Source organism: Sinorhizobium fredii USDA 257, from assembly GCF_000265205.3.
Lineage (GTDB): Bacteria > Pseudomonadota > Alphaproteobacteria > Rhizobiales > Rhizobiaceae > Sinorhizobium > Sinorhizobium fredii_B.
Genome location: NC_018000.1, coordinates 6,152,788 through 6,177,887, shown reverse-complemented (window position 1 = coordinate 6,177,887; position 25,100 = coordinate 6,152,788). Strand labels below are relative to the sequence as shown.

The following is a 25,100-nucleotide window of genomic DNA, read 5'->3' as shown; positions in this document are numbered from 1 at the left end:
TTTTGGCAGTTTATTGAAGACTGCTGGGAAAAACCCACATAGTTTCAGCGCAAACTGCCCAGGTTTGGCTGCGGATTGAAAGAATGAGCGAAAAATCGACGGGTGCCCATGCCACCCCTGCAGATGCCGAACTGATCGGAGCGGATAGAACGCTTTTGATCGTCGACGATGACGGGCCCTTCCTGCGCCGCCTGGCGCGTGCCATGGAGGCACGCGGCTTCGCGGTCGAGATCGCCGAATCGGTCGCCGAAGGCATCGCCAAGGCCAAGTCGCACCCGCCGAAACATGCGGTCATCGATCTGAGGCTCGGTGACGGCAGCGGGCTCGACGTCATCGAAGCGATCCGCGGCCGCCGCGACGATACCCGCATGATCGTGCTGACCGGCTACGGCAATATCGCCACGGCGGTGAACGCGGTGAAGCTCGGAGCGCTCGATTACCTCGCCAAACCGGCGGATGCCGACGAGATTTTCGCCGCCCTGGTGCGTCGCCAGGGCGAGCGCGTCGAACTGCCGGAAAATCCGATGTCGGCCGATCGCGTGCGTTGGGAACATATCCAGCGCGTCTACGAGATGTGCGAACGCAACGTCTCGGAAACGGCTCGCCGCCTCAACATGCACCGCCGCACGCTGCAGCGCATCCTGGCAAAGCGGGCACCGAAATAATCACTCCGCCTCGGTCGCCGCATCGCGCGACCCGCCGACGATATCGCGGATCGACTGGCCGAGTTCGCCATTGCGCTCGGCCGCCCACTCGGCGAGCATCAGTCGCTGCGCCGCTGTGCGGGCAAAGGCCTGCGTTACCGATTTGCGCGTCGCCGCCGCCAGGCGATGCTCCGACGCCTCGCGCAGCATATGGGCTTCATAGCCGTCGGAGATGAGCAGTCCGCATTCCTCCGGGAAGATATCGAGCGGCACCTGCGCATGGGTGGCGAAGAACAGGCGGTCGCAATGGAGGCGGTAGTCCGGCCACTTGCGGTCGACCCGAAAGTCCTCGATCGACGTCTTGATTTCGACGATCCAGATCTCCCCCTTCGGAGAAATCGAGATCAGGTCGGCGCGACGGCCGCTGGCGAGCGTCAGCTCCGGCAGCACCGCGTGGCGCAATTCCATGAACAATCGCTGCACGCCGCGGCGCACCTTCAGTGCCCGCTCCGACTGGCGCCCGTCGGCGAGCGGATTGTCGCCATGGATCGATAGGATCGTCATCGTCCCACTCCGGCTCCCGTCACAGCCCTTGTTGCAAAAAAACCATCGTCACGGAATTTGCACATTTCGGCCGAATTGCGGCGGCCCAATCCCTTGCGCAGTGCACTGCAATCGCAAATAAGCTGACGGCCGGGCACGCTTCCGCGTTTCCTGATTCCCTTTTACGAGACCCCCATGCGCTTCCGCAACGCTCTCCTTTTGTGCAGTCTGGCGGCGACTGTCTTCATCGCCGGCTGCTCGCAAACGACGTCCACCGCAGGCTCTGCTCCCGAGGGCCAGAAAGTCGCGACGAATCAGATCTTTACAAGCAATTATGGCGCCGTCGAGGACCACGGCTATCCGTTGCCCGCGATTCCGATCAAGCGCCTGGACCCGCGTTTCCACCGCCAGATCGTCGATTATGCCACCAGGGAACGGCCGGGCACCATCGTCGTCAACACGCCGAATCGCTTCCTCTATTACGTGCTGCCAGGCGGCAAGGCGGTGCGTTACGGCATCGGCGTCGGCAAGGCCGGATTTGCCTGGGAAGGCGAGGCCTATGTCGCCTGGAAGCAGGAATGGCCGACCTGGCACCCGCCGAAGGAGATGGCCGAGCGCAAGCCTGAAGTCGCCAAATATGTCGAAGCGGGCATGGGCCCCGGCATCAGCAATCCGCTCGGCGCACGCGCGCTCTATCTCTTCAACGAGGAGGGCCGGGACACGCTCTTCCGCCTGCACGGCACGCCGGAATGGTCTTCGATCGGCACCGCCGCCTCGTCCGGCTGCATCCGCCTGATGAACCAGGATATCATCGACCTTTATTCGCGGGTTCGGCCGGGTCGAAACGCACGCGTCGTCGTCCAGCAGTAAGCTGAGAGACGGGCCTAAACGAAAGGGCCGCCGGTGATGCCGGCGGCCCTTTCGTTTTTAGAGTATCATCGCTCAAGCGGTCAGTTTCGCCTTGAGCTCCAGGCGGCGGCGGTGCAGCACTGGTTCGGTATAGCCGTTCGGCTGCTCGCGGCCATTGAGCACCAGTTCGAGCGCTGCCCGGAAGGCGATCGATTCGTCGAAATGGCCGGCCATGGGCGCATAGTGCGGATCGCCTGCATTCTGCTGGTCGACGACGGCCGCCATCCGCTTCATCGTCTCGACGATCTGCGCCTCGCTGACGATGCCATGGTGCAGCCAGTTGGCCATGTGCTGCGCCGAGATGCGCAGCGTCGCGCGGTCTTCCATCAGACCGACATTGTTGATGTCGAGCACCTTCGAGCAGCCGACGCCCTGGTCGACCCAGCGCACGACATAGCCGAGAATGCCCTGGGCGTTGTTGTCGAGTTCGCGCTGGATCTCCTCTTCTGTCCAGTTCGGCCGCGCCGCCACCGGTACCGAGAGAATATCGGCGAGCTTGGCACGCGGCCGGCTCTTGAAGTCCGCCTGTACCTCGGCAACGTTGATCCGGTGATAATGCGTGGCGTGCAACGTCGCCGCCGTTGGCGAGGGAACCCAGGCAGTATTGGCGCCGGCCTTCGGATGGGCGATCTTCTGCTCCAGCATGGCGGCCATCAGGTCCGGCATCGCCCACATGCCCTTGCCGATCTGGGCGTGGCCGGAAAGGCCGCACTCGAGGCCGATATCGACATTCCAATTTTCGTAGGCACCGATCCAGGCCGCCTGCTTCATGTCGCCCTTGCGGATCATCGGGCCGGCTTCCATCGAGGTATGGATCTCGTCGCCGGTACGGTCGAGGAAGCCGGTATTGATGAAGACGACCCGCTCGCGGGCGGCGCGGATGCATTCCTTGAGATTGACGGTGGTGCGCCGTTCCTCGTCCATGATGCCCATCTTGATGGCATTGGCCGGAAGCCCGAGCGCCGCCTCGACGCGAGCGAAAATCTCGCAGGCGAAGGCCACTTCCTCCGGGCCGTGCATCTTCGGCTTGACTACATACATCGAGCCGCTGCGCGAGTTTGCCCGCCTTCCGCTCGGGCCGATATCGTGCAGAGCGATCAGCGCCGTCACCATGGCGTCCATGATGCCTTCGGGCACCTCGCGGCCGTCACGGTCGAGGATCGCCGGATTGGTCATCAAATGCCCGACATTGCGCACCAGCATCAGCGAACGACCGGGCAACGTCAGCGCCGAACCATCGGACCTGGTGAAAACGCGGTCAGCATTGAGCTTGCGCGTGAACGTCCTGCCGCCCTTGGCGACCTCTTCCTCGAGGTCGCCTTTCATCAGCCCGAGCCAGTTTCGATAGACAACGACCTTGTCCTCGGCATCGACCGCGGCAATGGAGTCCTCGCAGTCCATGATCGTCGTGATCGCCGATTCGAGGATGACGTCGGAAATGCCGGCCTGGTCAGCCTTGCCGATCGGCGTCGTTGCATCGAGGACGATGACGATGTGAAGATTGTTCTGGGTGAGGACGATCTCGGAAGGCGTCGCCGCGGACCCGGAATAGCCGGCGAACTGAGCCGGATTCCGAAGCGACATCGTGGCGCCGTTCGTCAAGCTCAGCGAAAGAGCAGGCCCGTCGATCGCAAGCGCAGCGACCTCGCTCCAGCGGCCCGTGGCAAGCGGAACGCTCGCGTCGAGAAAATCCCGTGCCCAGGCAATGACCTTGGCACCGCGCGCCGGATTATAGCTTCTGCCGCGCTCGGCCCCGTCCGCATCGGGAATAGCGTCGGTCCCGTAGAGCGCGTCATAGAGCGAACCCCAGCGCGCATTGGCGGCGTTCAGCGCATAGCGGGCATTCATCACCGGAACGACGAGTTGCGGCCCCGCAATGGTGGCGATTTCGGCATCGACATTGGCGGTCGACACCGAGAAATCCGGCCCCTCCGGCAGGAGATAGCCGATCTCTCTCAGGAAAGCCTGATAGGCATCGAGGTCGACCGGAGCACCATGTTCGCGGTACCAGGCATCGAGCTTTGCCTGGAGTTCGTCGCGCTTGGCGAGAAGCGTTCGGTTCTTCGGCGCGAGATCATGGACGAGTTCCGCGAGGGCGGAAAAGAAATGGTCGGGATCGACGCCGGTGCCCGGCATCGCCTCGTCGACCAGGAAGCGGTGAAGGCCCGCATCGATCTTCAGATCATTGTTCTCAACGCGGTCCATTCGGCAGCTCCTGAAATGTCTCTATGCCAGATTCCAATAAATAGGAGCAGGATGCACGCGGAAAAGCGCTTTCCGCCTTTCCTCATCCCGCTCACGCGCGCGGACAGTCTCCCATCAACCCGTTGCCTGTCAATTCCGCAAGGATGCGAAGAATTATTTCCAAATTGGAAAAGATCAGTGATGGGCGATCCGCGGTCTGCCGCTCGCCGACGCGATGAAACGCGCCTCGATGAGCTTGCGGCCGCCCTCGACCTCCGGAGCGTCGATCTCCTCCCAAGCGGTCGCGGCGGGTTCCTCCGCGCCGTTGGCACGCGCCGTCTCCAGCGCCATGGTCTCGGCGCGGCGGCGGGCGACACCGAAGGCCTCCTCCTGGTCGATGAAGCGCTCGCTCGCGCCCGCGCCGTTGACGATGAAGATGCCTTCCTCGGGTGCCGTCACGAAGACGGTGACGGTGGCGCGCACCTGGCCGACGACGGCGCCGACGGCATTCGCGACGTCGGCTTCCGCCGGGATTGCCGCTTCAGTCGCCAGCATCCCGGCGATCGCCGGATAATATACCGGCGCCGAGGCCCCAAGGCCAACGAGCGGCCGGTCGAGGCCGAGCGAAAAGCGGACGATGCCGGGCTCGCGCTTCAGCGCGCGATCGACGGCGAGGGAGGAGGCCGGGTCGATCGCGCCGGCACCATCCTCGTTAAGGCAGGCCTGGAGAATCACCTCCGAGGATTGCCGCGCCAGCCGGTCGACGATCGTTTTCGCCAGCATCTCGGCAGAGGCGGCGATCGGCTGGCCGGAGCCGTCCTTGGTCCGGGCAGCGATCTTCAGGCCGAGCAGCGCGGCGTCGGTATTCCACTGCGACTGCCTGCCGAGCACATGCATCGCGTCGGACGGCGTCAGGCCGCAGATATGCACCAGTCCGCGGGCGACAAGCCGGTCGAGCGTCGCCTTCTGCGGCGTGCTGACGATAAGGTCGGCGAGCGCCAACGGCACCGGACCGATCCTGTCGTATAGGGCCTGCTCCTGCGGCTGAAGGCCGCTCGCCAGATGGTCGGGCAGGCCGGTGCGCACGGCAAGACGGCCGTCGTGGCGGCCGGCATGGGTCGCCCGCAGCTGCTTGTCGAGCACCGACAGCACCGCATCGTCATGGAGCGCCGCTGCAAGGCTCAAGGGTAGGAAACGGCGCGGGCCGAGATCGATCTTCGCTTTGAGGCCGCGATCGTTGATCTTCACCTCCGAATCGCCGCCAAGGCCGTAGGTGCGCATGGCGACCGCCTCGACCATGGTGCGGAAGCCGCCGACGACGGCCCCATCCGAGTCGAGCCGCGGGCGGCCGGCATCGAGCACGGCGACATCCGTCGTCGTGCCGCCGATATCGGAGACGACGGCGTTTTCGAGCCCGGTCAGATAGCGCGCCCCGACCAGGCTCGCGGCCGGCCCGGAGAGGATCGTCTCGATCGGCCGCAGCCTTGCCTCCGCGGCAGAGATCAGCGCGCCGTCGCCGCGCACCACCATCATCGGCACGTCGATGCCACGTTCCTTCAGGAAATCTTCGCAGGAGCCGACCAGCCGGTCGATCATCGAAACCAGCCGGGCATTGAGGAGCGTCGTCAGCGCGCGGCGCGGACCGCCGAGCTTGGAGGACAGTTCGTGGCTGCAGGTGACCGGCAGATGCGAGACTTCGCGGATGCGCTCGCGCACCCGTTTCTCGTGATCCGGATTGCGCACGGCGAAGTAGCCGGCGATGGCGAAGGACGACACTTCGGTGGCAAGCGTCGGCAGTGCTTCGTCGAGCGCGCTCATGTCGAGCGGCGCCTCGCCGCCATGGACGTTATGGCCGCCCGGAAGGAAAATCACCGGATCCGACCCCAGCGCCTCCTGGAGGCCGTCGCGCTTCAGATCCTCAGGCCCGAAACCGATCATCACCAACCCGGCGCGGCCGCCCTGGCCTTCGACGAGCGCATTGGTGGCGAGCGTCGTCGAGAGCGAAACGAGGCTGATTGCCGATGCCGGAACCTGCGCCTTTTTCAGGACGGCTTCCACCGCTCCGGAAATGCCTTCGGCAAGATCGTGCCGCGTCGTCAGCGCCTTGGCCTTGGCGACGACACCCGCCGCTTCACTGAAAAGAACGGCGTCCGTATAGGTGCCGCCAGTATCGATGCCGAGAAGAAGATGCGAGGTCAATTTCTGCTCAAGTCCATTATTCTAGGATCGGGAGGAAGCCAGGGGTCAGGATCGTCCGGTGATAGGGCATACTTTCGCGAAAATCCATCGCGTGACAGCGACGTTCAAAAGTCTGATAGGCTTACCCCCACTGCCCTGCCGGGCATCTCCCCACAAGGGGGGAGATCAAAGAGGCACCGCCAGGCGCCATTCCTCCCTCCTGCTACGAGGTGAGTTTGTCGGGGATAGAAGGCGGAGAGCCCGCGGCTTGCCGTTCTCCCCCCTTGTGGGGGAGATGCCCGGCGGGGCAGAGGGGATGCCACCCGACCAGCCGGATATGCTACCCCGACCGCACCGATACCATCATCGGCAACCCGCCCCTCGGCTGGGTCGTCAGCCTCTGCACGGGCCAGGGATGCGTCGCTTCGGTCAGGTCGAAGCGGAAGCGGTGCATCAAGACGGCAAGAGCGATCACTGCTTCCTGCAGCGCAAAGGTCGCGCCGATGCAGATGCGCGGGCCGGCGCCGAAGGGGAGATACTGGAAGCGGTTGATCTTGTCGCGGTTTTCGGGAAGGAAGCGCTCGGGCATGAAGGCGCGCGGCTTCTGCCAATAGAGCGCGTGACGATGCAGCGTCCACGGCATGATCAGCACTGATATGCCCTTGCGGATCGGGACAACCTCGCCTTCCGGTGACGTCCACGCGTCCTCCTCGATCGCGGCGCGATTGATCGAAGGCGCCGGCGGGTAGAGCCGCAGCGCCTCTTCGAAGGCGGCGAGCACATGCGGCATCCGTTCGAGCCACTCGACCGGTTCGGCGCCGCTTGCCAGCGCTGAATCGATCTCGCGCTCCATCGTCTGGCGATAGGCCGGCGTATTGGCGATGCAATAGAGCGTCCAGGCGAGCGCCCGGGCCGTCGTTTCGTGACCGGCGCCGATGAAGGTCAGGATATTGTCCTCGATCTCGGAGGTCGAAAGTCCCTCCGGTCTCTCGAGCTGCAGGAGCAGCGTCAGGAAATCGTTCGGAACCTTGTCCGGCCCCTCCGCCATGCGCTGCCGGCGCTGCGCCATCGTCTCCGACACGACGCCGCGAAAGCGTTCGAGCACCTTTCGACCCCCAATACGGGTGAGACGCGGCACCCACGGCGGCGCCACGAGAAGATCCATCGGATCGACACGGCCCATCCGGTGCAGCAGTTCCTCGACATTGGCGGCAAAGCCTTCCTTTGCGACGGCGATCTCCCCGGAGAAGAGCGTTTCGGCGAGGATCTCGAAGGTAAGCTCGGTCATGTCGACGGCGACATTGGAGACGAAGGGCTCGGAAGCGGCACGTTCGTAGCGCTGGACGAAATGCTCCGAGACGCTCAGCATCTGACCGGCGAAGCCTTTCGCGTGGCGGGGCGTGAAGACCGGGGCCATCGCCTTGCGCGATCGCTTCCAGACCTCGCCTTCCGCCGTCAAAAGGCCGTCGCGCAGGATGGGGCGGAGGATCAGCCGCCGGACATTCGACATTTCGTAATTGGCGGCATTCTCGACGAGAATGTAACGGATGAGTCCCGGATCGTTGACGATCAATGTCCGCTGGTTAATGAACTTCGTCTCGATCCAGGGAAGCGTATAGGAGGGCTCGCCCCACAGTTCGAGCGGATTGCGCAGCACCGTGCGGATGATCTCGAGCCGCGAAGGAATGTGGGTGCGCGGGACGGGCGCGGGCGGCTCGAAGGGCTCCGGTCGCGTGTCCATGTCGATGCCTTTCCTGACCGCCTACCGTTTCAGTTTTTTACGGCGCAATCAAGAAGATGATTCACGTGAAGCGCGATCGAGATACGGATGGGGTCCGACGCTCTGCCGCCGCCTAAAGCAAGGTCTCGAGCTCGGTGAGCTTGTCGTTGACCAGCCAGCCATAATAGTTTTCTTCCGGCCAGTGGACCTCGCCGCCCGCATTCTTCGCCGCAAGTGCAGCGGCGCGCTCGTCCGGGCTGCCGACATTGTAGAGCGTCGCAGTCAGGCCAGGGTTGTGGGAAATGTCCATGCCGGCGACCGACCGGTAGGCATCGATCGAATGCCGGATCGAGGCGGCCATATAGGCGAGCGAGACATCCGGATCCATGATCGCCTCGTAGACGGCGCCGGCATTATTCTCGCCGAGACGATCATAGCCGGACACGCGCGATACCATGTCCGTCAGCATCAAGGCGGTGAGCGGATTGATCTGGCCGAGGCCGAAGGTCTGGCCGGCGAAGAAAGGCTGGAAGAAGACGGCGCTGAAGCGGTTGTTCGGGAAAGTTTGTCCGCCGACGGACCGGCCGCGGAACTCCCTGTCCCAGATCCGCTCGCGGCAGCTCCACAGCGCGTAAGAGGACTTTTCGCCGGCGCAGTCGGCGAATTGCGGACGCTTGACGAATTCATCGACGGATTCGCCGTCGTAACCGAAGTGGAAGCTGTTGCCGGCATAGGCGGCCGCCTTGACGTAGTAGGCCTGCAGGCGGTCATAGGCGTCGACATTGTAGGTGTGCTCGCCGACGATGGCGCCGATCATGTGGATCGGCGCGATACCGTAGGCGGCGGCGATCGACTTGATCTTCGCGACGAGATTGCGGTCGCTGGCGAGCAAATCGCGCACCTTCTCGTATTTCGCGTCGAAGGAGGTCCGGCCAGCCTTGGTGCGGCGAAGGGAAGCGCCGGGAACGCGCGGCTGCTCGACGTGCCGGTTGCCTTCCGGGACCACGCGAATCTCGGCCGCGGCCGGTTGCGCCGCGGAGAAGCAAAGCGTGGCGAGAAGAAGCAGGCAGGCGGTAAGGCGCACGTTCAATTTTCCTGTGAAGCTGGGGCCCCGATTCGTCCGGGCGCGGCCACCTAGGGCACAATCATGTCGGAATAATGCCCCGTTTTCGACCGATCAGCGTTCGCTCTAGAAAATATATGGGCGCCTGTCGAGTGACAGGCGCCCCACGATGCGGTGACCAGCGCTATTTTGCGGGCGAGTGCAGCGCCGGCGTCACAGAATGTAGCGCGACAGGTCGGTATTGGCGGCAAGATCGCCGACATGCTTCTGGACATAGTCCGCGTCGATCATCAGCGTATCGCCGCCGCGATCGGGCGCGTTGAAGGAGATCTCGTCGAGGACGCGTTCCATCACCGTCTGCAGGCGTCGGGCGCCGATGTTCTCGACATTGGCGTTGAGCTGCACGGCGACCTCCGCGAGCGCGTCGATCGCATCCTCGGTGAAGTCGAGCGCCACGCCCTCCGTCTCCAGGAGTGCCTTGTACTGGCGAATGAGGCTCGCCTCGGTCTCAGTCAGGATGCGGCGGAAATCCTCCTTGGTCAGGGCGCGCAGCTCGACCCGGATCGGCAGGCGCCCCTGCAGCTCGGGCAGCAGATCGGACGGCTTCGACACGTGGAAAGCGCCGGAGGCGATGAAGAGGATGTGATCCGTCTTCACCGGCCCGTATTTCGTCGCCACCGTCGTTCCTTCCACGAGCGGCAGCAGGTCGCGCTGGACGCCTTCGCGCGAAACGCCGGCGCCCATGCCGCCGTCGCGGGCGGCGATCTTGTCGATCTCGTCGAGGAAGACGATGCCGTCGTTTTCCGCCGCCGCCATCGCCTCGCGCTGGATCTGCTCATTGTCGAGCAGCTTGTCGGATTCGTCGTTGACCAGGAGCTCGTAGGAATCCTTGACCGTCGTCTTGACCTTTTTGGTCCTGCCGCCCAGCGCCTTGCCGAACATTTCCGACAGGTTCAGGACGCCGATATTGGCACCCGGCATGCCCGGGATCTCGAAGCCGCCGGGCGCGCCGATTTCGGCGATATCGACCTCGATCTCCTTGTCGTCGAGCTCGTTGGCCCTCAGCTTCTTGCGGAAGGAATCGCGTGTCGCCGGCGACGCCGTCGTGCCGACCAGCGCGTCGAGTACGCGCTCTTCGGCATTCTGGTGGGCCTTGGCCTTGACGTCGGCGCGCTTCTTCTCGCGCACCAGCGTGATGCCGACCTCGACGAGGTCGCGGACGATCTGCTCGACGTCGCGGCCGACATAGCCGACCTCGGTGAACTTGGTGGCTTCCACCTTGACGAAGGGAGCGCCGGCGAGCTTGGCGAGGCGGCGGGAAATCTCCGTCTTGCCGACGCCGGTTGGGCCGATCATCAGAATGTTCTTCGGCATGACCTCGTCGCGCAGCTCGTCGCTCAGCTGCTGGCGGCGCCAGCGGTTGCGCAATGCGATGGCCACGGCGCGTTTGGCGTCCTTCTGGCCGATGATGAAGCGGTCGAGCTCCGATACGATCTCTCTGGGTGAAAAGGTGGTCATGAATTCCTCTCAAACTCGGTCCGCGTCAGCTCCATCAGGAGGGTCCGACCGGACTCGTCTATCCATTCGGCGAAGGGCACGAAGCCGGCCTTCGCATAGGCTCTGACCGCTCGCCGGTTGCCGGCATCCGGATCGATGACGATCCGGGCGGCACCCTTTTCGAACAGCTTTCCGGCAAAGGCCTTGAGCGCGAGCGCCGCGACGCCTTTGCCGGTCATTTCAGGGGGCCCGATGAAGATATCGACACCGGGCGTGTCGGACGCCAGATCCTTCGCCCAGGGCTCCTCGTCATATTGCGAGGGGATCCAGGACTGGATGTAACCGGCCGGTTCGCCCCACACGTGAAAGACGAACCCGTCGACCTCGCCGCTGGCGCAACCCTCGCGGATCAGCCCGAGTTCCACATCCGGGTCGCCCCACCATTGTCGGACATGCGGCTCCGAAAGCCAGGCAAGCAGCATCGGCAGATGGCGCTCGGCCACCGGCTCGAAGCTGACATCTGCCCAGTCAGCCGGCATCCAGCGTCTCCATGACGACATTGTGGTTGGTATAAACGCAGATGTCTCCGGCGATCTGGAGCGCGCGCCGGGCGATCTCTTCGGCCGATTTGTCGCTGTCCATCAGGGCGCGGGCGGCCGCAAAGGCGTAGTTGCCGCCCGAGCCGATGGCGATCGTCCCGTGCTCCGGCTCGAGCACGTCGCCATTGCCGGTGATCGCCAGCGTCACCGATCGGTCGGCGACCAGCATCATCGCCTCTAGATTGCGCAGATACTTGTTGGTGCGCCAGTCCTTGGCAAGTTCGACGGCCGCCCGCATCAACTGGTCGGGATATTGCTCGAGTTTCGCCTCGAGCCTCTCCAGAAGCGTGAAGGCGTCCGCCGTCGCGCCGGCGAAGCCGGCGATCACGTCGCCTTTCGAGAGGCGCCGGACCTTGCGCGCATTGCCCTTCATCACCGTCTGGCCGAGGCTCACCTGGCCGTCGCCCGCCATCACCACCTTGCCGTCCTTGCGCACCGTGATGATGGTGGTGGCATGCATCGTTCCATAGGGATTGTGTTCGCTCATCAAAATACCTGTCGGCCCCGGCATACGAGGCGTTGCTGCCCGAAAGAACCTGGTTGCTTGAGGCCTATGTAAGTTAGCGCGACGCGATTGCAAATGCGCGGCTCAAATCACCCCTACCGGCCACTTTGACGCGGGTTCGCGCCTGTCGCTCGGCACCGATCGAATCTCCGTCGCGGTTCTGGATATTTGGCGCCCCGCCTGATATGCAGCGGCTCTGGAACGGGTCGAGGCGGCGGAAGGCGTTCTGCCGCCCGCATCCGCTCCGGTCTATCGAGTGCAGACAGGAGAGCCTGATGGCAGACGTGACGCTGAGCCGCTCCGGCCAGGTTTCGCGAAAGACGAACGAAACGGCGGTGTCCGTCTCCGTCAAAATCGACGGTACCGGCGTCTCGAAGATTGCGACCGGCGTCGGCTTCTTCGATCATATGCTCGACCAGCTCGCGCGCCATTCGCTGATCGACATGGAGATCAAGACAGAAGGCGACCTCCATGTCGACGATCACCACACCGTCGAGGATACCGGCATTGCCATTGGCCAGGCGATTGCCAAGGCGCTCGGCGATCGCCGCGGCATCACCCGTTACGCCTCGCTCGACCTCGCCATGGACGAGACGATGACGCGCGCCGCCGTCGATGTCTCCGGCCGGCCGTTTCTCGTCTGGAACGTGACCTTCACTTCACCGAAGATCGGTACCTTCGACACCGAGCTGGTGCGCGAATTCTTTCAGGCGCTCGCCCAGCACGCCGGCATCACGCTGCATGTGCAAAACATCTACGGCGCCAACAACCATCACATTGCCGAGACCTGCTTCAAATCCGTCGCCCGCGTGCTTCGCACGGCAACAGAAATCGACCCGCGCCAGGCTGGACGCGTTCCCTCGACGAAGGGCACGCTCGCCTGAGCCGGCCAAGACTGGCTGAAGACTTATGGCCTCCTATCTGATCATGACCCCGCCCGGCGCACCGGCCGACGACGAAAGGGCGCGGTTCATCGCCGACGGTTTTTCTTGGGTAGCCTTCTTCTTCCCCGCGCTCTGGCTGATCGCCAAGCGGGCCTGGCTGCTCGGAATCTCCGTTGCCGTTTTGCAAATTCTGTTAATTCTTGTGTCGACGCTCCCCGGCGGCTTCGCCGCCGCGTTGACCATGCAGGTGGCGCTCAGTCTGCTGGTATCGCTCGAAGGGCCGCTTTTCATCGCCCGGAAACTCGCGGCCGAGGATTGGACGCTTCGCTCGATCATTCCGGCCCGCAACATCGAGACGGCGGTGGAGATCTACTTCGCGAACGCGGCAGCAACGGCGCACCATCAAGGCGCAACTCCGTTGCAGTCGATCGAATGGTCCAAGTCCGGACGGCCGGAAAATGCCGCCGGGGTCGGCTTCTTTGAATCCTATGGAGAGCGCTGATGCGGGTCGCCATCATTGACTACGGGTCCGGCAATCTGCGCTCGGCCACCAAAGCCTTCGAGCGAGCGGCACGCGAAGCCGGCATCGCCGCCGAAATCGACCTGACGGAAAAGCCGGAACGGGTTGCTTCGGCCGATCGCATTGTGCTGCCGGGCGTCGGTGCCTATGCCGACTGCCGCCGTGGCCTTGACGCCGTCGCCGGCATGGAAGCGGCGCTCGTGCAGGCCGTCGAGACGGAAGGACGTCCCTTTCTCGGCATCTGCGTCGGCATGCAGCTCATGTCGTCGCGCGGGCTGGAAAAGACAACCACAAAGGGTTTCGGCTGGATTCCTGGTGACGTCGTGGAGATGGCGCCCCGGGACCCGTCGTTGAAGATCCCGCAGATCGGCTGGAACACGCTGCGGCTCAACCGGCAGCACGCGCTCTTCGAGGGCATTCCGACCGGCGAGAAAGGACTGCATGCCTATTTCGTGCATTCCTATCACCTCGCCGCCGCAGACCCGGAGCACGTTATCGCCGAGACGGAGTACGGCGGTCCGGTGACGGCCTTCGTCGCGAGTGACAACAAGGCCGGGGCGCAGTTCCACCCGGAAAAGAGCCAGGCGCTCGGCCTCGCCCTCATTTCGAATTTCCTGCGTTGGAAGCCCTAGAGGCTCCCGCCATCTGATCGGACGAACACATGATTCTCTTCCCCGCGATCGACCTCAAGGACGGCCAATGCGTGCGCCTGAAGCTCGGCGACATGGACCAGGCGACGATCTACAACCCTGATCCGGCCGCCCAAGCCTGTGCCTTCGAGGAACAGGGCTTCGAATGGCTGCATGTGGTCGATCTGAACGGCGCTTTTGCCGGCGAGACGGTGAACGGCGCTGCGGTCGACGCCATCCTAAAGGCGACCCGGAATCCGGTGCAGCTTGGCGGCGGCATTCGTACGCTCGAGCATATCGAGAACTGGCTGTCGCGCGGGCTCAAGCGCGTCATCCTCGGCACCGTCGCGGTGCGCGATCCGGCGCTGGTGATCGAGGCCTGCCGCAAGTTCCCCGGCCGGGTGGCGGTCGGCATCGACGCCAAGGGCGGCAAGGTGGCGGTCGAGGGCTGGGCGGAAGCCTCCGAGCTCGGGGTTATCGAGCTTGCGAAGAAATTCGAGGGCGCCGGCGTTTCGGCGATCATCTATACCGATATAGACCGCGACGGCATCCTCACCGGCATCAACTGGGAGTCGACCTTGGAACTCGCCAATGCGGTTTCCATTCCGGTCATCGCCTCGGGCGGTCTCGCCTCGATGGACGATATCCGCCGCTTGACCGCGCCGGATGCCGAGAAGCTCGAAGGGGCGATCTCCGGCCGGGCGCTCTATGATGGGCGGATCGATCCGAAAGAGGCGCTGGCCTTGATCCGCGCCGCGCGAAAGGGATGAACCGATGACGCTGAAAGCCCGCGTAATCCCCTGCCTCGACGTTAAGGACGGCCGCGTCGTCAAGGGCGTCAATTTCGTCGATCTCATCGACGCCGGCGATCCGGTGGAGGCGGCAAAAGCCTATGACGCCGCCGGGGCCGACGAGCTCTGCTTCCTCGATATCACCGCCTCATCGGACAATCGCGAGACGATCTTCGACGTCGTCGCCCGCACCGCCGAGCAATGCTTCATGCCGCTCACCGTCGGCGGCGGCGTGCGCCAGGTATCGGATATTCGCAAGCTGCTGCTTGCCGGCGCCGACAAGGTATCGATCAACACGGCGGCCGTGAAGAATCCGGGTTTCGTAGCCGAGGCCGCCGACAAGTTCGGCAACCAATGCATCGTCGTCGCCATCGACGCGAAGCAGGTCTCGGCTGCGGGCGAAGCGGACCGATGGGAGATCTTCACCCATGGCGGGCGCCAGCCGACCGGCATCGATGCGATCGAATTCGCCAGGAAGGTCGTCGACCTCGGCGCCGGCGAAATCCTTTTGACCTCGATGGATCGCGACGGCACCAAGAGCGGCTACGACATCGCGCTGACGCGCGCCATTGCCGATGCGGTGCGTGCGCCGGTCATCGCCTCGGGCGGCGTCGGAACGCTCGATCATATGGTGGAAGGCATCCGCGACGGCCATGCGACAGCAGTGCTTGCGGCATCCATCTTCCACTTCGGTACCTACAGCATCGGCGAAGCGAAGCGCTACATGGCCGAGCGCGGCATCGCCATGCGCCTCGATTGAAGGATTTTCGTGATGAGCGCTTTCACCCTCACCGATCTCGAGACGATCGTGGCGACCCGGGCCAAGGCGGCGCCGGAAGACTCCTGGACGGCCAAGCTGGTTGCGGCCGGACAGCGCAAGGCGGCGAAAAAACTCGGCGAGGAGGCGGTCGAAACGGTGATCGCGGCGGTCAGTGGCGACCGCGAGAATCTGATCGATGAGAGCGCCGATCTCCTCTATCATCTTATGGTCGTATTGAACATCGCCGCCGTCCCGTTGCAGGATGTGATGAGCGAACTGGCCAGGCGAACGAGCCAATCCGGCCTGCAGGAGAAGGCAAACCGGCAGAATCCATGAGCATCGCCGCGAAAGACATCGAACCGGTCGATATTCCGGGCAATCTCACCGGGGGCGAATATTCGCCCTATCACGTCTTCTCCGCCCAGGAATGGTCGCGCTTTCGCGCCGATACGCCCTTGACGCTGACGGCAGAAGAGGTCAAACGGCTGCGCTCGCTCAACGACCCGGTCGATCTCGGCGAGGTGCGCCGCATCTATCTGTCGCTGTCGCGACTTCTCTCCGCCCATGTGGAAGCGTCGCAGATTCTCTTCCAGCAGCGCAAGCGCTTCCTGAGCATGTCGGACGAGACGAAGACCCCCTTCGTCATCGGCATCGCCGGCTCCGTCGCCGTCGGCAAGTCGACGACCGCCCGTATCCTCGCCGAGCTGCTGGCGCGCTGGCCCTCGAGCCCGAAGGTCGATCTCATCACGACGGACGGCTTTCTCTACCCGAATGCGCACCTGCAGCGCGAAAACATGATGGATCGCAAGGGTTTCCCGGAGAGCTACGACATCGGCGCGCTGCTGCGCTTCCTCTCGGCGATCAAGGCCGGCCGGCCGAACGTCAAGGCGCCGACCTATTCGCACCTGACCTATGACGTCATCCCCGACCAATTCCAGGTCATCGACCGACCGGACATCCTGATCTTCGAGGGAATCAACGTGCTGCAGTCGCGCGATCTGCCGGCCGACGGCAAGATCGTCCCGATGGTCTCGGACTTCTTCGACTTCTCGATCTATATCGACGCCGAGGAAAGCCTGATCCACAACTGGTATGTGAGCCGCTTCATGCGGCTCCGTGAAACGGCCTTCCAGAACCCGCAATCCTTCTTCCATCGCTATGCGACGATCAGCGAGGACGCAGCGCGGGCGATCGCCGAAGGCCTTTGGCACAACATCAACCTGAAAAACTTGCACCAGAATATCCAGCCGACGCGGCCGCGCGCCGACCTCATCCTGCAGAAGGGTCCCAATCACCTGACGCAGACGGTGGCGCTGAGGAAGCTTTGAGCGCAAAGCTTCGGCGCTGGAGTGAAGACCCCTCCCCAACCCCTCCCCTCAAGGGGGAGTGACTTACGATGCCGCACTGCCAGCGTTTCGAAGTCGGCCTTTCCGACGGTCGGAAGCGGCAGGCGGTCGCAGCGAACATTGAAGCTCCTTCCCCCTTGTGGAGAGAGTTGGGGAGGGGTCTTATCGAAGCTCTACGGATTGACCCTCCGTAGCGTCAGATTGACCCGCCCGCCGTTCTTCAAGAGCGTCGAGGTGTTCGGATAAATCCGGTCGACGCCGTGAAAGGCGAGCCGCCCCTCGCCGCCGAGCACGACGACATCGCCGCTTTCGAGCCTGAACGACATGGTCCGCCCGCCGCGCGTCCGGCCGCCGACGCGGAAGAGGCAGGTATCGCCGAGCGAAATCGACACGACGGCCGTTTCCAGGTCGCGCTCGTCCCGGTCCTGGTGCAATCCCATCCGGGCGTCGGCGGAATAGAAATTGACGAGACACGCCTCGGGTCGCTTGTCGCTTGCCGAAACCGCCCACCAGATGTCGATGAGGACATCGGGAATCGGCGGCCACGGCTTGCTGGTGACCGGATGTTCCGGTTGGTAGCGATAGCCGCGCTCGCGATCGGTGATCCAGCCGAGCGATCCGCAATTGGTCATGCGCACCGACATCGGCTTGCCGGTCTTCGGCATTTCCGGCACGTAGAGCGGCGCCGTGGCGACCACATGGCGGATGGCCTCGACAAGCTCTTCCTGACGCGAGCGGTCGAGAAAACCGGGAATATGCCTTACGCCCTTCGGCAGCACCTGCATTGCCAGCACCCTGTCGTTCGATGACGATCACCGACCTCTTTCCGCGGGAGGCGAAACTGCCGCTCAAGGGGCCCCGACGACTGGGATGTAGCGCTCATTGGAGCCGAATGCGACCCGAATATCGCCTTCGCTCAGCCGGCATCGAGCTCCGGGAGGCGCAGCACTCGGCCGGGATAGAGCTTGTCCGGATGGGTGAGCATCGGCTGGTTGGCCTCGAAGATCACCGTGTGTTTGGCGCCCTTGCCCTTGCCGCAGTGTACCTCGGCGATCTCCAGAGGTTGTCGCCCTTTTTCACGGTATGCAAAACCGGAGCCTTTGCCGCCGCCGGCGCCGCGCCGCCAGCGGCGACCTGCAGTTCGAAGGCTTCGACCGCCGATATGCCGAGCGTATTGCCGACGGCGACGACAGCCTTCTCGAAAATCGACTGGTCCTTGACGACACCCTTGAGGACCACCTTGTCGTCGACGACTTCGACCTTGACGTCCTTGGTGCCGAGATCGTGAGACGCGAGTTCCTTCTCGACGGTCGCCGCATCCGGCGGGCTATCATCGTCGCCGATACCGAGCTTCTTGCCGGCGCTCTTGATGAAGCTGAACAGACCCATGGTCGCCTCCTTCTACGGGTATGCTGCCGGTAAGAGAGGACGGTTTCCATGAAGACAAGGGCAGTCCGGAAAGATTCAGGGCACGCCCGTACCTCAATCGCCGGCGGGGCGTCCGCGCAGCTTCTTGATCTCGCCGCGGCCGGACTTCTCCTTCAGCCGCCGCTCGATCGAACCGCGCGACGGCTTCGTCTTCCTGCGCGGCGGCGGCGGCGGTTCGGCCGCCTTCAGGATCAGTTCCTTCAGCCGCTCGCGGGCGTCTTCGCGGTTGCGGTCCTGGCTGCGGAAACGGCTGGCCTCGATCATCAGCACGCCGTCCTTGGAGGCCCGTCTGCCGGCAAGCTTCAGGGCACTGGCCTTGACGCGGTCCGGGAGCGACGGTGAGGCCTGGATATCGAAGAAGAGCTGGACGGCGGTCGACACCTTGTTGACATTCTGGCCGCCCGGACCGCCGGCCAGCACGAACTGCTCCGTCAGCTCCCAGCCGGCGATCACGATGTTTTCGTTGATGTAAAGCGGTTCGCTTGCCATGTTCGCCCCCTACAGCGTCACGCGTCTGACCAGACGCGTGACGCTGTAGCACTTTGGATAGAGACCGTTCTATCGCACAGAGTTGCGCGATTGAGAACGACCTCAAGATAAAACGCGAAAACCCGGCCGTGAGGACCGGGTTTCACGTGAATCATGGCCTGCGATGTTATTCGGCGGCCAACCGGGTCCCCGGAGCGGCATCGCGCACGCTGCCGTCGACATGGCTCTCGAACTTGGCGAAGTTGGCGATGAACATTTCGACCAGCCGCCGCGCCTGGGCGTCATAGGCCACGCCGTCCGACCAGGTGGAGCGCGGGTCGAGAATGCGGTCATCCACGCCCGGCACCGAGACCGGCACCGCGAAGCCGAAATTCGCATCGGTGCGGAACGAGGCGCTGTTCAGCGATCCGTCGAGCGCCGCCGAGAGAAGCGCGCGCGTTACCTTGATCGGCATGCGGCTGCCGGTGCCGTAGGCGCCGCCGGTCCAGCCGGTATTGACGAGCCAGCAGGTGACGCCGTTCTTGGCGATCAGATCCTTGAGAAGGTTGCCGTATTCCGAGGGATGGCGCGGCATGAACGGTGCGCCGAAGCAGGTCGAGAAGGTCGCCTCCGGTTCCGTCACGCCCTTCTCCGTCCCGGCGACCTTGGCGGTATAACCGGACAGGAAGTGGTACATGGCCTGTTCCGGCGTCAGCTTGGCGATCGGCGGCAGGACGCCGAAGGCATCCGCCGTCAGCATGATGATGGTGCGCGGCTGCGGCGCCGTGCCGGTCTCGCTGGCATTCGGAATGAAATCGAGCGGATAGGCGATACGGGTGTTTTCCGTCAGCGAGCCATTGTCGAAGTCGGGCGCGCGCCGTTCGTCGAGGACGACGTTTTCCATGACGGTACCGAAGCGGCGTGTCGTCGCGAAAATCTCCGGCTCGGCCGCTTCCGACAGGCGGATTGCCTTGGCGTAGCAGCCGCCTTCGAAATTGAAGACGCCCTGGTGGCCCCAGCCATGTTCGTCGTCGCCGATCAGGGTGCGGTTCGGATCGGCGGAGAGTGTCGTCTTGCCGGTGCCGGAAAGGCCGAAGAAGATGGCCGTGTCGCCGGCCGGGCCGACATTCGCTGAGCAGTGCATCGGCATGACGGCCTTCTTCGGCAGCAGGTAGTTGAGCACGGTGAAGACCGATTTCTTCATCTCGCCTGCATAGGACGTGCCGCCGATGAGCACGAGACCCCTGGTCAGGTCGCAGGCGATGACGGTCTCGCTGCGGCAGCCGTGGCGCTCGGGATCGGCCTTGAAGCTCGGCAGGTCGATGATCGTCAGCTTCGGCAGGAAGGTCGCCAGTGCCTCGCGCGGCGGACGGATCAGGAGATTGCGGATGAACAGTGAATGCCAAGCGAATTCGGTGACGACCCGCGTCGGCAACGCATTCTCCTCGTCGGCGCCGCCGACGAGATCCTGCACATAGAGCGACATGCCCTTGGCGTGCGCCAGCATATCCTGGCGAAGACGCTCGAAGTTTTCGGGCGAGATCGCGCTATTGTTGTCCCACCAGATCTGATCGGCCGTGGCCGAATCACGCACGACATACTTGTCCTTGGGCGAGCGGCCGGTGTGCTGGCCGGTGCGGGCGCAAAGCGCACCATGGGCCGTCAATTGCGCCTCGCCGCGGCGAAGGGCTTCCTCATAAAGCTCCGCTGCCTCGAAGTTGTAGCGAACGACCGAGAGGTCGGAAAAACCGATCGTTTCCAATCCGTTCGAGGGGTTGCGGTTGCCGAGTTGCTCCATGGTCAAGCTTCCTTCGTCTCTGGCCAATGGCGTTGAATTTCATTGGAACATACCGGGTCGGTTTGCTGAAAACAAGGTAGTTAATCCTAAAAGAGTAATGATATCAGTATATTAATCGATTTAAAGAAAAATATGGATTTTTTAATCGGTTGAATCGCTCCCTGGAGGAGCCCAACCGTAGCAGGCGCTCCGACCCGCCTGCGATAGGGCGCTTTTTTCGCTTCGCCACAATTTGTTCCACCTTTATACTCAAGTAACGCAACCGTGACTCGCGGTTTGCCGCCGCTGCCAAGAGCGGATCCCGGCGCCGGACCCATAAAGACGGAGTTGAAACACGATGCAGACCATCGCGCTTGTCGATGACGACCGTAACATCCTGACATCGGTATCCATCGCGCTGGAAGCCGAGGGCTACAAGGTCGAAACCTATACCGATGGCGCCTCCGCGCTCGAGGGCCTGGTGGCGCGCCCGCCGCACCTGGCGATCTTCGACATCAAGATGCCGCGCATGGACGGCATGGAGCTGTTGCGGCGGCTCCGGCAGAAATCCGATCTGCCGGTGATCTTCCTGACCTCCAAGGACGAGGAGATCGACGAGCTCTTCGGCCTGAAGATGGGGGCGGACGATTTCATCACGAAGCCGTTCTCGCAGCGGCTCCTGGTCGAGCGCGTCAAGGCGATCCTGCGCCGCGCACCGGCCCGCGACGCCGCCGCGGCCGGAGTCGTTGGCCTTGCCAAGAGCGCCGACGCGCCGTCCCGCTCGCTGGAGCGCGGACAGCTGGTCATGGACCAGGAGCGCCACACCTGCACCTGGAAGAGCGAACCGGTCACACTCACCGTCACCGAATTTCTCATCCTGCATTCGTTGGCGCAGCGGCCCGGCGTCGTGAAAAGCCGCGACGCGCTGATGGATGCCGCCTATGACGAACAGGTCTATGTCGACGACCGGACGATCGACAGCCACATCAAGCGGCTTCGCAAGAAGTTCAAGATGGTCGACTGCGACTTCGATATGATCGAGACGCTCTATGGCGTCGGCTATCGCTTCCGCGAGTCCGCCTGAGGCCACGCGGGGCTTGCCTTCGCACCGATTGTGGCTCATTGAAAACCGACGCGGCCACCGAACGGGATCGCAGCTCGCGACTGGTGAGCAGTCATGATGATAGCGGCGATCGATTCCGCCAGATAGCGCCGGCTTCGGCGAAAGCGCCGCAATACGCTTGACCTCAAGCCCGACCCTTCGGTGCTCCGATCGCGGATTCGGCGGCGCCGAAGGATGGCTTGGGCGCAAGAGCGGCAGGCCGGCCCGGGGCTGATACGCAAACAAAAAGGGCGGCGAATATTCGTCGTGGGAGCGGAAGACTTGGTAGAAGTCTTGCAGGGCGAGATCGAAGATTCGGACGGGCGGTCATCGGCGCTGCGTGGAAGGCGCCGATGGGCGCATCCCTTTACGCTGATCCGGCGGCTGTTCGGCAACGCCGTCTTCTCCAGCCTGACGCGGCGCATCGTCTTCTTCAACCTCGTCGCGCTCGTCGTTCTGGTCGGCGGGATCATGTACCTGAACCAGTTCCGCGAGGGCCTCATCGACGCCCGCGTGGAAAGCCTGCTGACCCAAGGCGAAATCATCGCCGGAGCCATCTCCGCCTCGGCGTCGGTCGACACCAACTCGATCACCATCGACCCGCAAAAGCTGCTCGAGCTGCAGGCCGGCGAGAGCATAACCCCGCTGCCGAGCGACGAGGATCTGGAATTCCCGATCATCCAAGAACGAGTCGCGCCCGTCCTCAGAAGGCTAATCTCGCCGACACGCACGCGGGCTCGCCTGTTCGACGCCGATGCCGACCTTCTGCTCGACTCGCGCCATCTCTATAGCGGCGGCCAGGTGCTCCGCTTCGATCTTCCGCCGGTCGATCCGGAGACGTCGAGCGTTTCCGATAAGATCAGCGCCTGGTTCAACCGCCTGCTGCAGCCGCGTGACCTGCCGCTCTACAAAGAGCCGCCGGGCGGCAACGGCTCGATCTATCCGGAGGTGATGAACGCGCTGACCGGCGTACGCGGCGCGGTGGTGCGGGTCACAGAGAAGGGCGAGCTGATCGTGTCCGTGGCGGTGCCAGTGCAGCGCTTTCGCGCGGTGCTCGGCGTCCTGCTGCTTTCCACCCAGGCGGGCGACATCGACAAGATCGTCCATGCCGAACGTCTGGCAATCATCCGCGTCTTCGGCGTGGCGGCGCTCGTCAATGTCATTCTCTCGCTGCTCCTGTCGTCGACGATCGCCAATCCGTTGCGGCGACTGTCGGCAGCCGCCATCCGGGTGCGTCGCGGCGGCGCCAAGGAGCGCGAGGAAATCCCGGACTTCTCCTCCCGCCAGGACGAGATCGGCAACCTTTCGGTGGCGCTCCGGGAAATGACGACGGCGCTTTACGATCGCATCGCCGCGATCGAGAACTTCGCCGCCGATGTCAGCCACGAGCTCAAGAATCCGCTCACCTCGCTCAGGAGCGCCGTCGAGACCCTGCCGCTGGCGCGCACGGAGGAGTCGAAGAAGCGGCTGCTCGACATCATCCAGCACGATGTCCGGCGCCTCGACCGGCTGATCAGCGACATTTCCGACGCCTCGCGGCTCGATGCCGAACTGGCGCGCAGCGACGCGAAGAAGATCGACCTGGAAAAACTTCTCGGCGATATGATCGACATCTCGCGGCAGATTCGCGGCAAGAAGAAGCCCGTGCTGCTCGACTTCGTCGTCGATCGCAAGGACAATCCGAAGGCGAACTTCATCGTCAGCGGCTACGACCTGCGCATTGGGCAGATCATCACCAACCTCATAGAGAACGCTCGCTCCTTCGTGCCGGAACCGAACGGCCGGATCATCCTGCGCCTGACCCGTTCGCGGTCGCGCTGCCTCGTCTATGTCGAGGACAACGGTCCCGGCATTCAGGCGGAAGACATTGACCGGATTTTCGAGCGTTTCTACACGGACCGGCCGGAGGCCGAGGATTTCGGCCAGAATTCCGGCCTCGGCCTGTCGATTTCGCGCCAGATCGCCGAAGCCCACGGCGGCACACTGAAGGCGGAAAACATCGTCGGCAAGGGCGGTGAGGTAACCGGTGCCCGCTTCATCCTTTCCCTTCCCGCCGAGCCGCACACGTGAGCACGCACTGCAACATCCACGGCACCGCCATGGTGCTCGGCACGACCGGCTTTCTGGTCACCGGCCCTTCCGGATCGGGGAAATCGGCTCTGGCGCTCGCCTGCATTGCAGAACTACGACGCCGCGGGCGCTTCGCGGCGCTCGTTGCTGACGACCGCGTCGACCTGACGCTCGCGAACGAGCGGATCGTGGCGCGCTGCCCTGCGGCGATCCGCGGCCTGATCGAAATCCGCGGCAGCGGCATAGCGGAAGTCGACACCCTGCCTGCCTGTGTCCTCGACTGGGCGATCCTGCCGGTCCGCGCGCCTTTCGATCCGCGCCTTCCCCCGGAGCAAGAGGAACTGCAACTTGAGATCGGGCGAAGCTTGCCGATGCTGCGCCTTCCCGTTGAAACTCTGCTTTCGCCGGTCGATGCGCTCACCGCATTGCTGCCGGAAAAACTAGGCCTTTAGCCTTGTCGAAAGGCAGGGCGACTGCTTTTTCGGCATTTTTGGCTTGCACTTCAGCTTTTCCTTGCCAAGATGGCCGCCCCAACAGGTGGACGAAATTGCTGCATTGCGATATCTGACCATCGACGAATTGCACTGCAGTTGGAGCAAAGATACCCATGATCGGACTTGTGCTTGTCACCCATGGCAAGCTGGCGGATGAGTTTCGGCATGCATTGGAACATGTCGTCGGTCCGCAAAAAGCTATCGAGACGGTGTGCATCGGCCCCGAGGACGACATGGACCAGCGGCGTCAGGATATCATCGACGCCGTCGAAAGTGCCGACGAAGGAAACGGTGTCATCATCCTGACCGACATGTTCGGCGGCACACCTTCCAATCTCGCCATTTCCGTGATGCGCAGCGGCATCGTCGAGGTGATCGCCGGCGTCAACCTGCCGATGCTGATCAAGCTCGCCGGCGTCCGGGGCGAGAGCGACATGGACAAGGCCCTTGTCGAGGCTTCCGAGGCGGGCCGCAAATACATCAATGTCGCCAGCCGCGTCCTGAGCGGAAAATGATGGACCACCTGCCCGACACGGCGCTGACGCGCGAGCTGCTCATCATCAACAAGCGCGGCCTGCATGCGCGGGCCTCGGCGAAATTCGTGCAGACGGTCGAGGCCTACGACGCCGAGATCACCGTATCGAAAGACGGAATGACCGTCGGCGGAACATCCATCATGGGACTGATGATGCTGGCCGCCAGCACCGGCTGCACGGTCTTCGTGGCCGCCAGCGGCAATCAGGCCGAAGAGGCCTTGAACGCGTTGGATGCGCTGGTGCGCGACAAGTTCGGCGAGGAAATGTGATCCCCTGCTGGCCGTCCCGCTCTCCGGCACGGTAATATAAACATATAAAGACCTCTTTATATGACGGTTGCCCTGCCCGACGATTCCTGATAGACCGAGCCCACTCTCCCGAACGTGACGCGCGGGAGGCATCGTCATGCCGCCGGACTCTGTAGGACCGACGCGCCCCAAGATCAGCCTGGAG

Annotated in this window: 25 protein-coding genes and 1 pseudogene; 14 read left to right on the top strand and 12 right to left on the bottom strand. The window is 63.5% G+C overall.

Annotation, left to right across the window (positions count from 1 at the left end):
- The first annotated feature begins 83 nt into the window (after window positions 1-83).
- Entirely contained in the window at window positions 84-665 is a 582-nt protein-coding gene (locus tag USDA257_RS28915) for an ActR/PrrA/RegA family redox response regulator transcription factor (RefSeq protein WP_014766543.1), read from the top strand.
- Here the strand turns inward: USDA257_RS28915 and USDA257_RS28910 are convergent, their stop codons facing one another.
- The gene (locus tag USDA257_RS28910) at window positions 666-1,208 is read right to left on the bottom strand and encodes an MmcB family DNA repair protein (RefSeq protein ID WP_014766542.1); all 543 of its coding nucleotides are present in this window, start codon (window positions 1,206-1,208) and stop codon (window positions 666-668) included. It lies immediately after the preceding gene.
- 174 nt (window positions 1,209-1,382) lie between these two features.
- Between USDA257_RS28910 and USDA257_RS28905 the strand changes: the two genes are divergently transcribed.
- The gene (locus USDA257_RS28905; RefSeq protein ID WP_014766541.1) at window positions 1,383-2,057 is read left to right on the top strand and encodes a L,D-transpeptidase; all 675 of its coding nucleotides are present in this window, start codon (window positions 1,383-1,385) and stop codon (window positions 2,055-2,057) included.
- Between the two features lie 72 nt (window positions 2,058-2,129).
- On the opposite strand, the gene USDA257_RS28900 is transcribed toward USDA257_RS28905, so the two are convergent.
- The 7 genes from USDA257_RS28900 to hslV form a co-directional block, all read right to left on the bottom strand.
- Window positions 2,130-4,301 (bottom strand): malate synthase G, encoded by a 2,172-nt coding sequence (locus USDA257_RS28900; protein ID WP_014766540.1) that lies wholly within the window; start codon window positions 4,299-4,301, stop codon window positions 2,130-2,132.
- A gap of 174 nt (window positions 4,302-4,475) precedes the next feature.
- Window positions 4,476-6,479 carry a hydantoinase/oxoprolinase N-terminal domain-containing protein gene (locus USDA257_RS28895; protein WP_014766539.1) on the bottom strand — a complete coding sequence of 668 codons (2,004 nt, stop codon included), beginning with the start codon at window positions 6,477-6,479 and terminating at the stop codon, window positions 4,476-4,478.
- A gap of 319 nt (window positions 6,480-6,798) precedes the next feature.
- Window positions 6,799-8,199, bottom strand: coding sequence for a cytochrome P450 (locus tag USDA257_RS28890; RefSeq protein WP_014766538.1), 1,401 nt, complete (start codon window positions 8,197-8,199; stop codon window positions 6,799-6,801).
- A gap of 112 nt (window positions 8,200-8,311) precedes the next feature.
- Window positions 8,312-9,262, bottom strand: coding sequence for a DUF1402 family protein (locus USDA257_RS28885; RefSeq protein WP_014766537.1), 951 nt, complete (start codon window positions 9,260-9,262; stop codon window positions 8,312-8,314).
- Between the two features lie 192 nt (window positions 9,263-9,454).
- Window positions 9,455-10,759, bottom strand: a complete 1,305-nt coding sequence (gene hslU / locus USDA257_RS28880; protein WP_014766536.1) for an ATP-dependent protease ATPase subunit HslU — start codon at window positions 10,757-10,759, stop codon at window positions 9,455-9,457.
- On the bottom strand, window positions 10,756-11,277 hold the full coding sequence (locus tag USDA257_RS28875; protein ID WP_014766535.1) for a GNAT family N-acetyltransferase: 522 nt from the start codon (window positions 11,275-11,277) through the stop codon (window positions 10,756-10,758). Before USDA257_RS28875 ends, hslU begins: the two co-directional genes overlap by 4 nt.
- Window positions 11,267-11,824 (bottom strand): ATP-dependent protease subunit HslV, encoded by a 558-nt coding sequence (gene hslV / locus USDA257_RS28870; protein ID WP_014766534.1) that lies wholly within the window; start codon window positions 11,822-11,824, stop codon window positions 11,267-11,269. Before hslV ends, USDA257_RS28875 begins: the two co-directional genes overlap by 11 nt.
- A gap of 293 nt (window positions 11,825-12,117) precedes the next feature.
- Between hslV and hisB the strand changes: the two genes are divergently transcribed.
- The 7 genes from hisB to coaA are packed head-to-tail and all read left to right on the top strand — an operon-like array spanning window position 12,118 to window position 16,754.
- The gene (gene hisB / locus USDA257_RS28865; RefSeq protein WP_014766533.1) at window positions 12,118-12,726 is read left to right on the top strand and encodes an imidazoleglycerol-phosphate dehydratase HisB; all 609 of its coding nucleotides are present in this window, start codon (window positions 12,118-12,120) and stop codon (window positions 12,724-12,726) included.
- Window positions 12,727-12,751: 25 nt separating this feature from the next.
- Window positions 12,752-13,228 (top strand): DUF2628 domain-containing protein, encoded by a 477-nt coding sequence (locus USDA257_RS28860; RefSeq protein ID WP_014766532.1) that lies wholly within the window; start codon window positions 12,752-12,754, stop codon window positions 13,226-13,228.
- On the top strand, window positions 13,228-13,878 hold the full coding sequence (gene hisH / locus USDA257_RS28855) for an imidazole glycerol phosphate synthase subunit HisH (RefSeq protein WP_014766531.1): 651 nt from the start codon (window positions 13,228-13,230) through the stop codon (window positions 13,876-13,878). The genes USDA257_RS28860 and hisH overlap by 1 nt, the downstream gene beginning before the upstream one ends.
- A gap of 29 nt (window positions 13,879-13,907) precedes the next feature.
- Window positions 13,908-14,645 carry a 1-(5-phosphoribosyl)-5-[(5-phosphoribosylamino)methylideneamino]imidazole-4-carboxamide isomerase gene (hisA, locus tag USDA257_RS28850; RefSeq protein WP_014766530.1) on the top strand — a complete coding sequence of 246 codons (738 nt, stop codon included), beginning with the start codon at window positions 13,908-13,910 and terminating at the stop codon, window positions 14,643-14,645.
- Window positions 14,646-14,649: 4 nt separating this feature from the next.
- Window positions 14,650-15,426 carry an imidazole glycerol phosphate synthase subunit HisF gene (hisF, locus tag USDA257_RS28845; protein ID WP_014766529.1) on the top strand — a complete coding sequence of 259 codons (777 nt, stop codon included), beginning with the start codon at window positions 14,650-14,652 and terminating at the stop codon, window positions 15,424-15,426.
- Window positions 15,427-15,438: 12 nt separating this feature from the next.
- Window positions 15,439-15,762, top strand: a complete 324-nt coding sequence (locus tag USDA257_RS28840) for a phosphoribosyl-ATP diphosphatase (protein ID WP_014766528.1) — start codon at window positions 15,439-15,441, stop codon at window positions 15,760-15,762.
- The gene (gene coaA / locus USDA257_RS28835) at window positions 15,759-16,754 is read left to right on the top strand and encodes a type I pantothenate kinase (RefSeq protein WP_014766527.1); all 996 of its coding nucleotides are present in this window, start codon (window positions 15,759-15,761) and stop codon (window positions 16,752-16,754) included. Before USDA257_RS28840 ends, coaA begins: the two co-directional genes overlap by 4 nt.
- Window positions 16,755-16,945: 191 nt before the next feature.
- Here coaA and USDA257_RS28830 read toward each other — a convergent pair whose 3' ends face one another.
- The 4 genes and pseudogenes from USDA257_RS28830 to USDA257_RS28815 all read right to left on the bottom strand — a co-directional run bounded on the left by USDA257_RS28830 (window position 16,946) and on the right by USDA257_RS28815 (window position 20,466).
- Window positions 16,946-17,557: an alpha-ketoglutarate-dependent dioxygenase AlkB gene (locus USDA257_RS28830; protein WP_014766526.1), complete on the bottom strand. Its 612-nt coding sequence runs from the start codon at window positions 17,555-17,557 to the stop codon at window positions 16,946-16,948.
- Between the two features lie 131 nt (window positions 17,558-17,688).
- Window positions 17,689-18,161, bottom strand: a pseudogene (gene lysM, locus USDA257_RS28825) (peptidoglycan-binding protein LysM).
- A gap of 93 nt (window positions 18,162-18,254) precedes the next feature.
- Window positions 18,255-18,689: an alternative ribosome rescue aminoacyl-tRNA hydrolase ArfB gene (arfB, locus tag USDA257_RS28820; RefSeq protein ID WP_014766525.1), complete on the bottom strand. Its 435-nt coding sequence runs from the start codon at window positions 18,687-18,689 to the stop codon at window positions 18,255-18,257.
- 166 nt (window positions 18,690-18,855) lie between these two features.
- On the bottom strand, window positions 18,856-20,466 hold the full coding sequence (locus USDA257_RS28815; RefSeq protein ID WP_014766524.1) for a phosphoenolpyruvate carboxykinase: 1,611 nt from the start codon (window positions 20,464-20,466) through the stop codon (window positions 18,856-18,858).
- 337 nt (window positions 20,467-20,803) lie between these two features.
- Between USDA257_RS28815 and USDA257_RS28810 the strand changes: the two genes are divergently transcribed.
- The 5 genes from USDA257_RS28810 to USDA257_RS28790 all read left to right on the top strand — a co-directional run bounded on the left by USDA257_RS28810 (window position 20,804) and on the right by USDA257_RS28790 (window position 24,916).
- Window positions 20,804-21,529 (top strand): response regulator transcription factor, encoded by a 726-nt coding sequence (locus USDA257_RS28810; RefSeq protein WP_014766522.1) that lies wholly within the window; start codon window positions 20,804-20,806, stop codon window positions 21,527-21,529.
- Between the two features lie 354 nt (window positions 21,530-21,883).
- Window positions 21,884-23,617: a stimulus-sensing domain-containing protein gene (locus USDA257_RS28805; protein ID WP_215811796.1), complete on the top strand. Its 1,734-nt coding sequence runs from the start codon at window positions 21,884-21,886 to the stop codon at window positions 23,615-23,617.
- A 29-nt stretch (window positions 23,618-23,646) separates the two neighbouring features.
- Window positions 23,647-24,069 carry an HPr kinase/phosphorylase gene (locus tag USDA257_RS28800; protein ID WP_048657525.1) on the top strand — a complete coding sequence of 141 codons (423 nt, stop codon included), beginning with the start codon at window positions 23,647-23,649 and terminating at the stop codon, window positions 24,067-24,069.
- Between the two features lie 155 nt (window positions 24,070-24,224).
- Window positions 24,225-24,626, top strand: coding sequence for a PTS sugar transporter subunit IIA (locus USDA257_RS28795; protein WP_014766518.1), 402 nt, complete (start codon window positions 24,225-24,227; stop codon window positions 24,624-24,626).
- Window positions 24,623-24,916, top strand: a complete 294-nt coding sequence (locus USDA257_RS28790; RefSeq protein ID WP_014766517.1) for an HPr family phosphocarrier protein — start codon at window positions 24,623-24,625, stop codon at window positions 24,914-24,916. The genes USDA257_RS28795 and USDA257_RS28790 overlap by 4 nt, the downstream gene beginning before the upstream one ends.
- The last annotated feature ends 184 nt before the right edge of the window (window positions 24,917-25,100 follow it).

What these genes read in the sequence shown, in the direction of transcription:
- USDA257_RS28915 (WP_014766543.1), top strand. Translation starts at nt 84, where the DNA reads ATGAGCGAAAAATCGACGGGTGCCCATGCCACCCCTGCAGATGCCGAA.
- USDA257_RS28910 (WP_014766542.1), bottom strand. Translation starts at nt 1,208, where the DNA reads ATGACGATCCTATCGATCCATGGCGACAATCCGCTCGCCGACGGGCGC.
- USDA257_RS28905 (WP_014766541.1), top strand. Translation starts at nt 1,383, where the DNA reads ATGCGCTTCCGCAACGCTCTCCTTTTGTGCAGTCTGGCGGCGACTGTC.
- USDA257_RS28900 (WP_014766540.1), bottom strand. Translation starts at nt 4,301, where the DNA reads ATGGACCGCGTTGAGAACAATGATCTGAAGATCGATGCGGGCCTTCAC.
- USDA257_RS28890 (WP_014766538.1), bottom strand. Translation starts at nt 8,199, where the DNA reads ATGGACACGCGACCGGAGCCCTTCGAGCCGCCCGCGCCCGTCCCGCGC.
- hslU (WP_014766536.1), bottom strand. Translation starts at nt 10,759, where the DNA reads ATGACCACCTTTTCACCCAGAGAGATCGTATCGGAGCTCGACCGCTTC.
- USDA257_RS28875 (WP_014766535.1), bottom strand. Translation starts at nt 11,277, where the DNA reads ATGCCGGCTGACTGGGCAGATGTCAGCTTCGAGCCGGTGGCCGAGCGC.
- hslV (WP_014766534.1), bottom strand. Translation starts at nt 11,824, where the DNA reads ATGAGCGAACACAATCCCTATGGAACGATGCATGCCACCACCATCATC.
- hisB (WP_014766533.1), top strand. Translation starts at nt 12,118, where the DNA reads ATGGCAGACGTGACGCTGAGCCGCTCCGGCCAGGTTTCGCGAAAGACG.
- USDA257_RS28860 (WP_014766532.1), top strand. Translation starts at nt 12,752, where the DNA reads ATGGCCTCCTATCTGATCATGACCCCGCCCGGCGCACCGGCCGACGAC.
- hisH (WP_014766531.1), top strand. Translation starts at nt 13,228, where the DNA reads ATGCGGGTCGCCATCATTGACTACGGGTCCGGCAATCTGCGCTCGGCC.
- hisA (WP_014766530.1), top strand. Translation starts at nt 13,908, where the DNA reads ATGATTCTCTTCCCCGCGATCGACCTCAAGGACGGCCAATGCGTGCGC.
- hisF (WP_014766529.1), top strand. Translation starts at nt 14,650, where the DNA reads ATGACGCTGAAAGCCCGCGTAATCCCCTGCCTCGACGTTAAGGACGGC.
- USDA257_RS28840 (WP_014766528.1), top strand. Translation starts at nt 15,439, where the DNA reads ATGAGCGCTTTCACCCTCACCGATCTCGAGACGATCGTGGCGACCCGG.
- coaA (WP_014766527.1), top strand. Translation starts at nt 15,759, where the DNA reads ATGAGCATCGCCGCGAAAGACATCGAACCGGTCGATATTCCGGGCAAT.
- USDA257_RS28830 (WP_014766526.1), bottom strand. Translation starts at nt 17,557, where the DNA reads ATGCAGGTGCTGCCGAAGGGCGTAAGGCATATTCCCGGTTTTCTCGAC.
- arfB (WP_014766525.1), bottom strand. Translation starts at nt 18,689, where the DNA reads ATGGCAAGCGAACCGCTTTACATCAACGAAAACATCGTGATCGCCGGC.
- USDA257_RS28815 (WP_014766524.1), bottom strand. Translation starts at nt 20,466, where the DNA reads ATGGAGCAACTCGGCAACCGCAACCCCTCGAACGGATTGGAAACGATC.
- USDA257_RS28810 (WP_014766522.1), top strand. Translation starts at nt 20,804, where the DNA reads ATGCAGACCATCGCGCTTGTCGATGACGACCGTAACATCCTGACATCG.
- USDA257_RS28800 (WP_048657525.1), top strand. Translation starts at nt 23,647, where the DNA reads ATGGTGCTCGGCACGACCGGCTTTCTGGTCACCGGCCCTTCCGGATCG.
- USDA257_RS28795 (WP_014766518.1), top strand. Translation starts at nt 24,225, where the DNA reads ATGATCGGACTTGTGCTTGTCACCCATGGCAAGCTGGCGGATGAGTTT.
- USDA257_RS28790 (WP_014766517.1), top strand. Translation starts at nt 24,623, where the DNA reads ATGATGGACCACCTGCCCGACACGGCGCTGACGCGCGAGCTGCTCATC.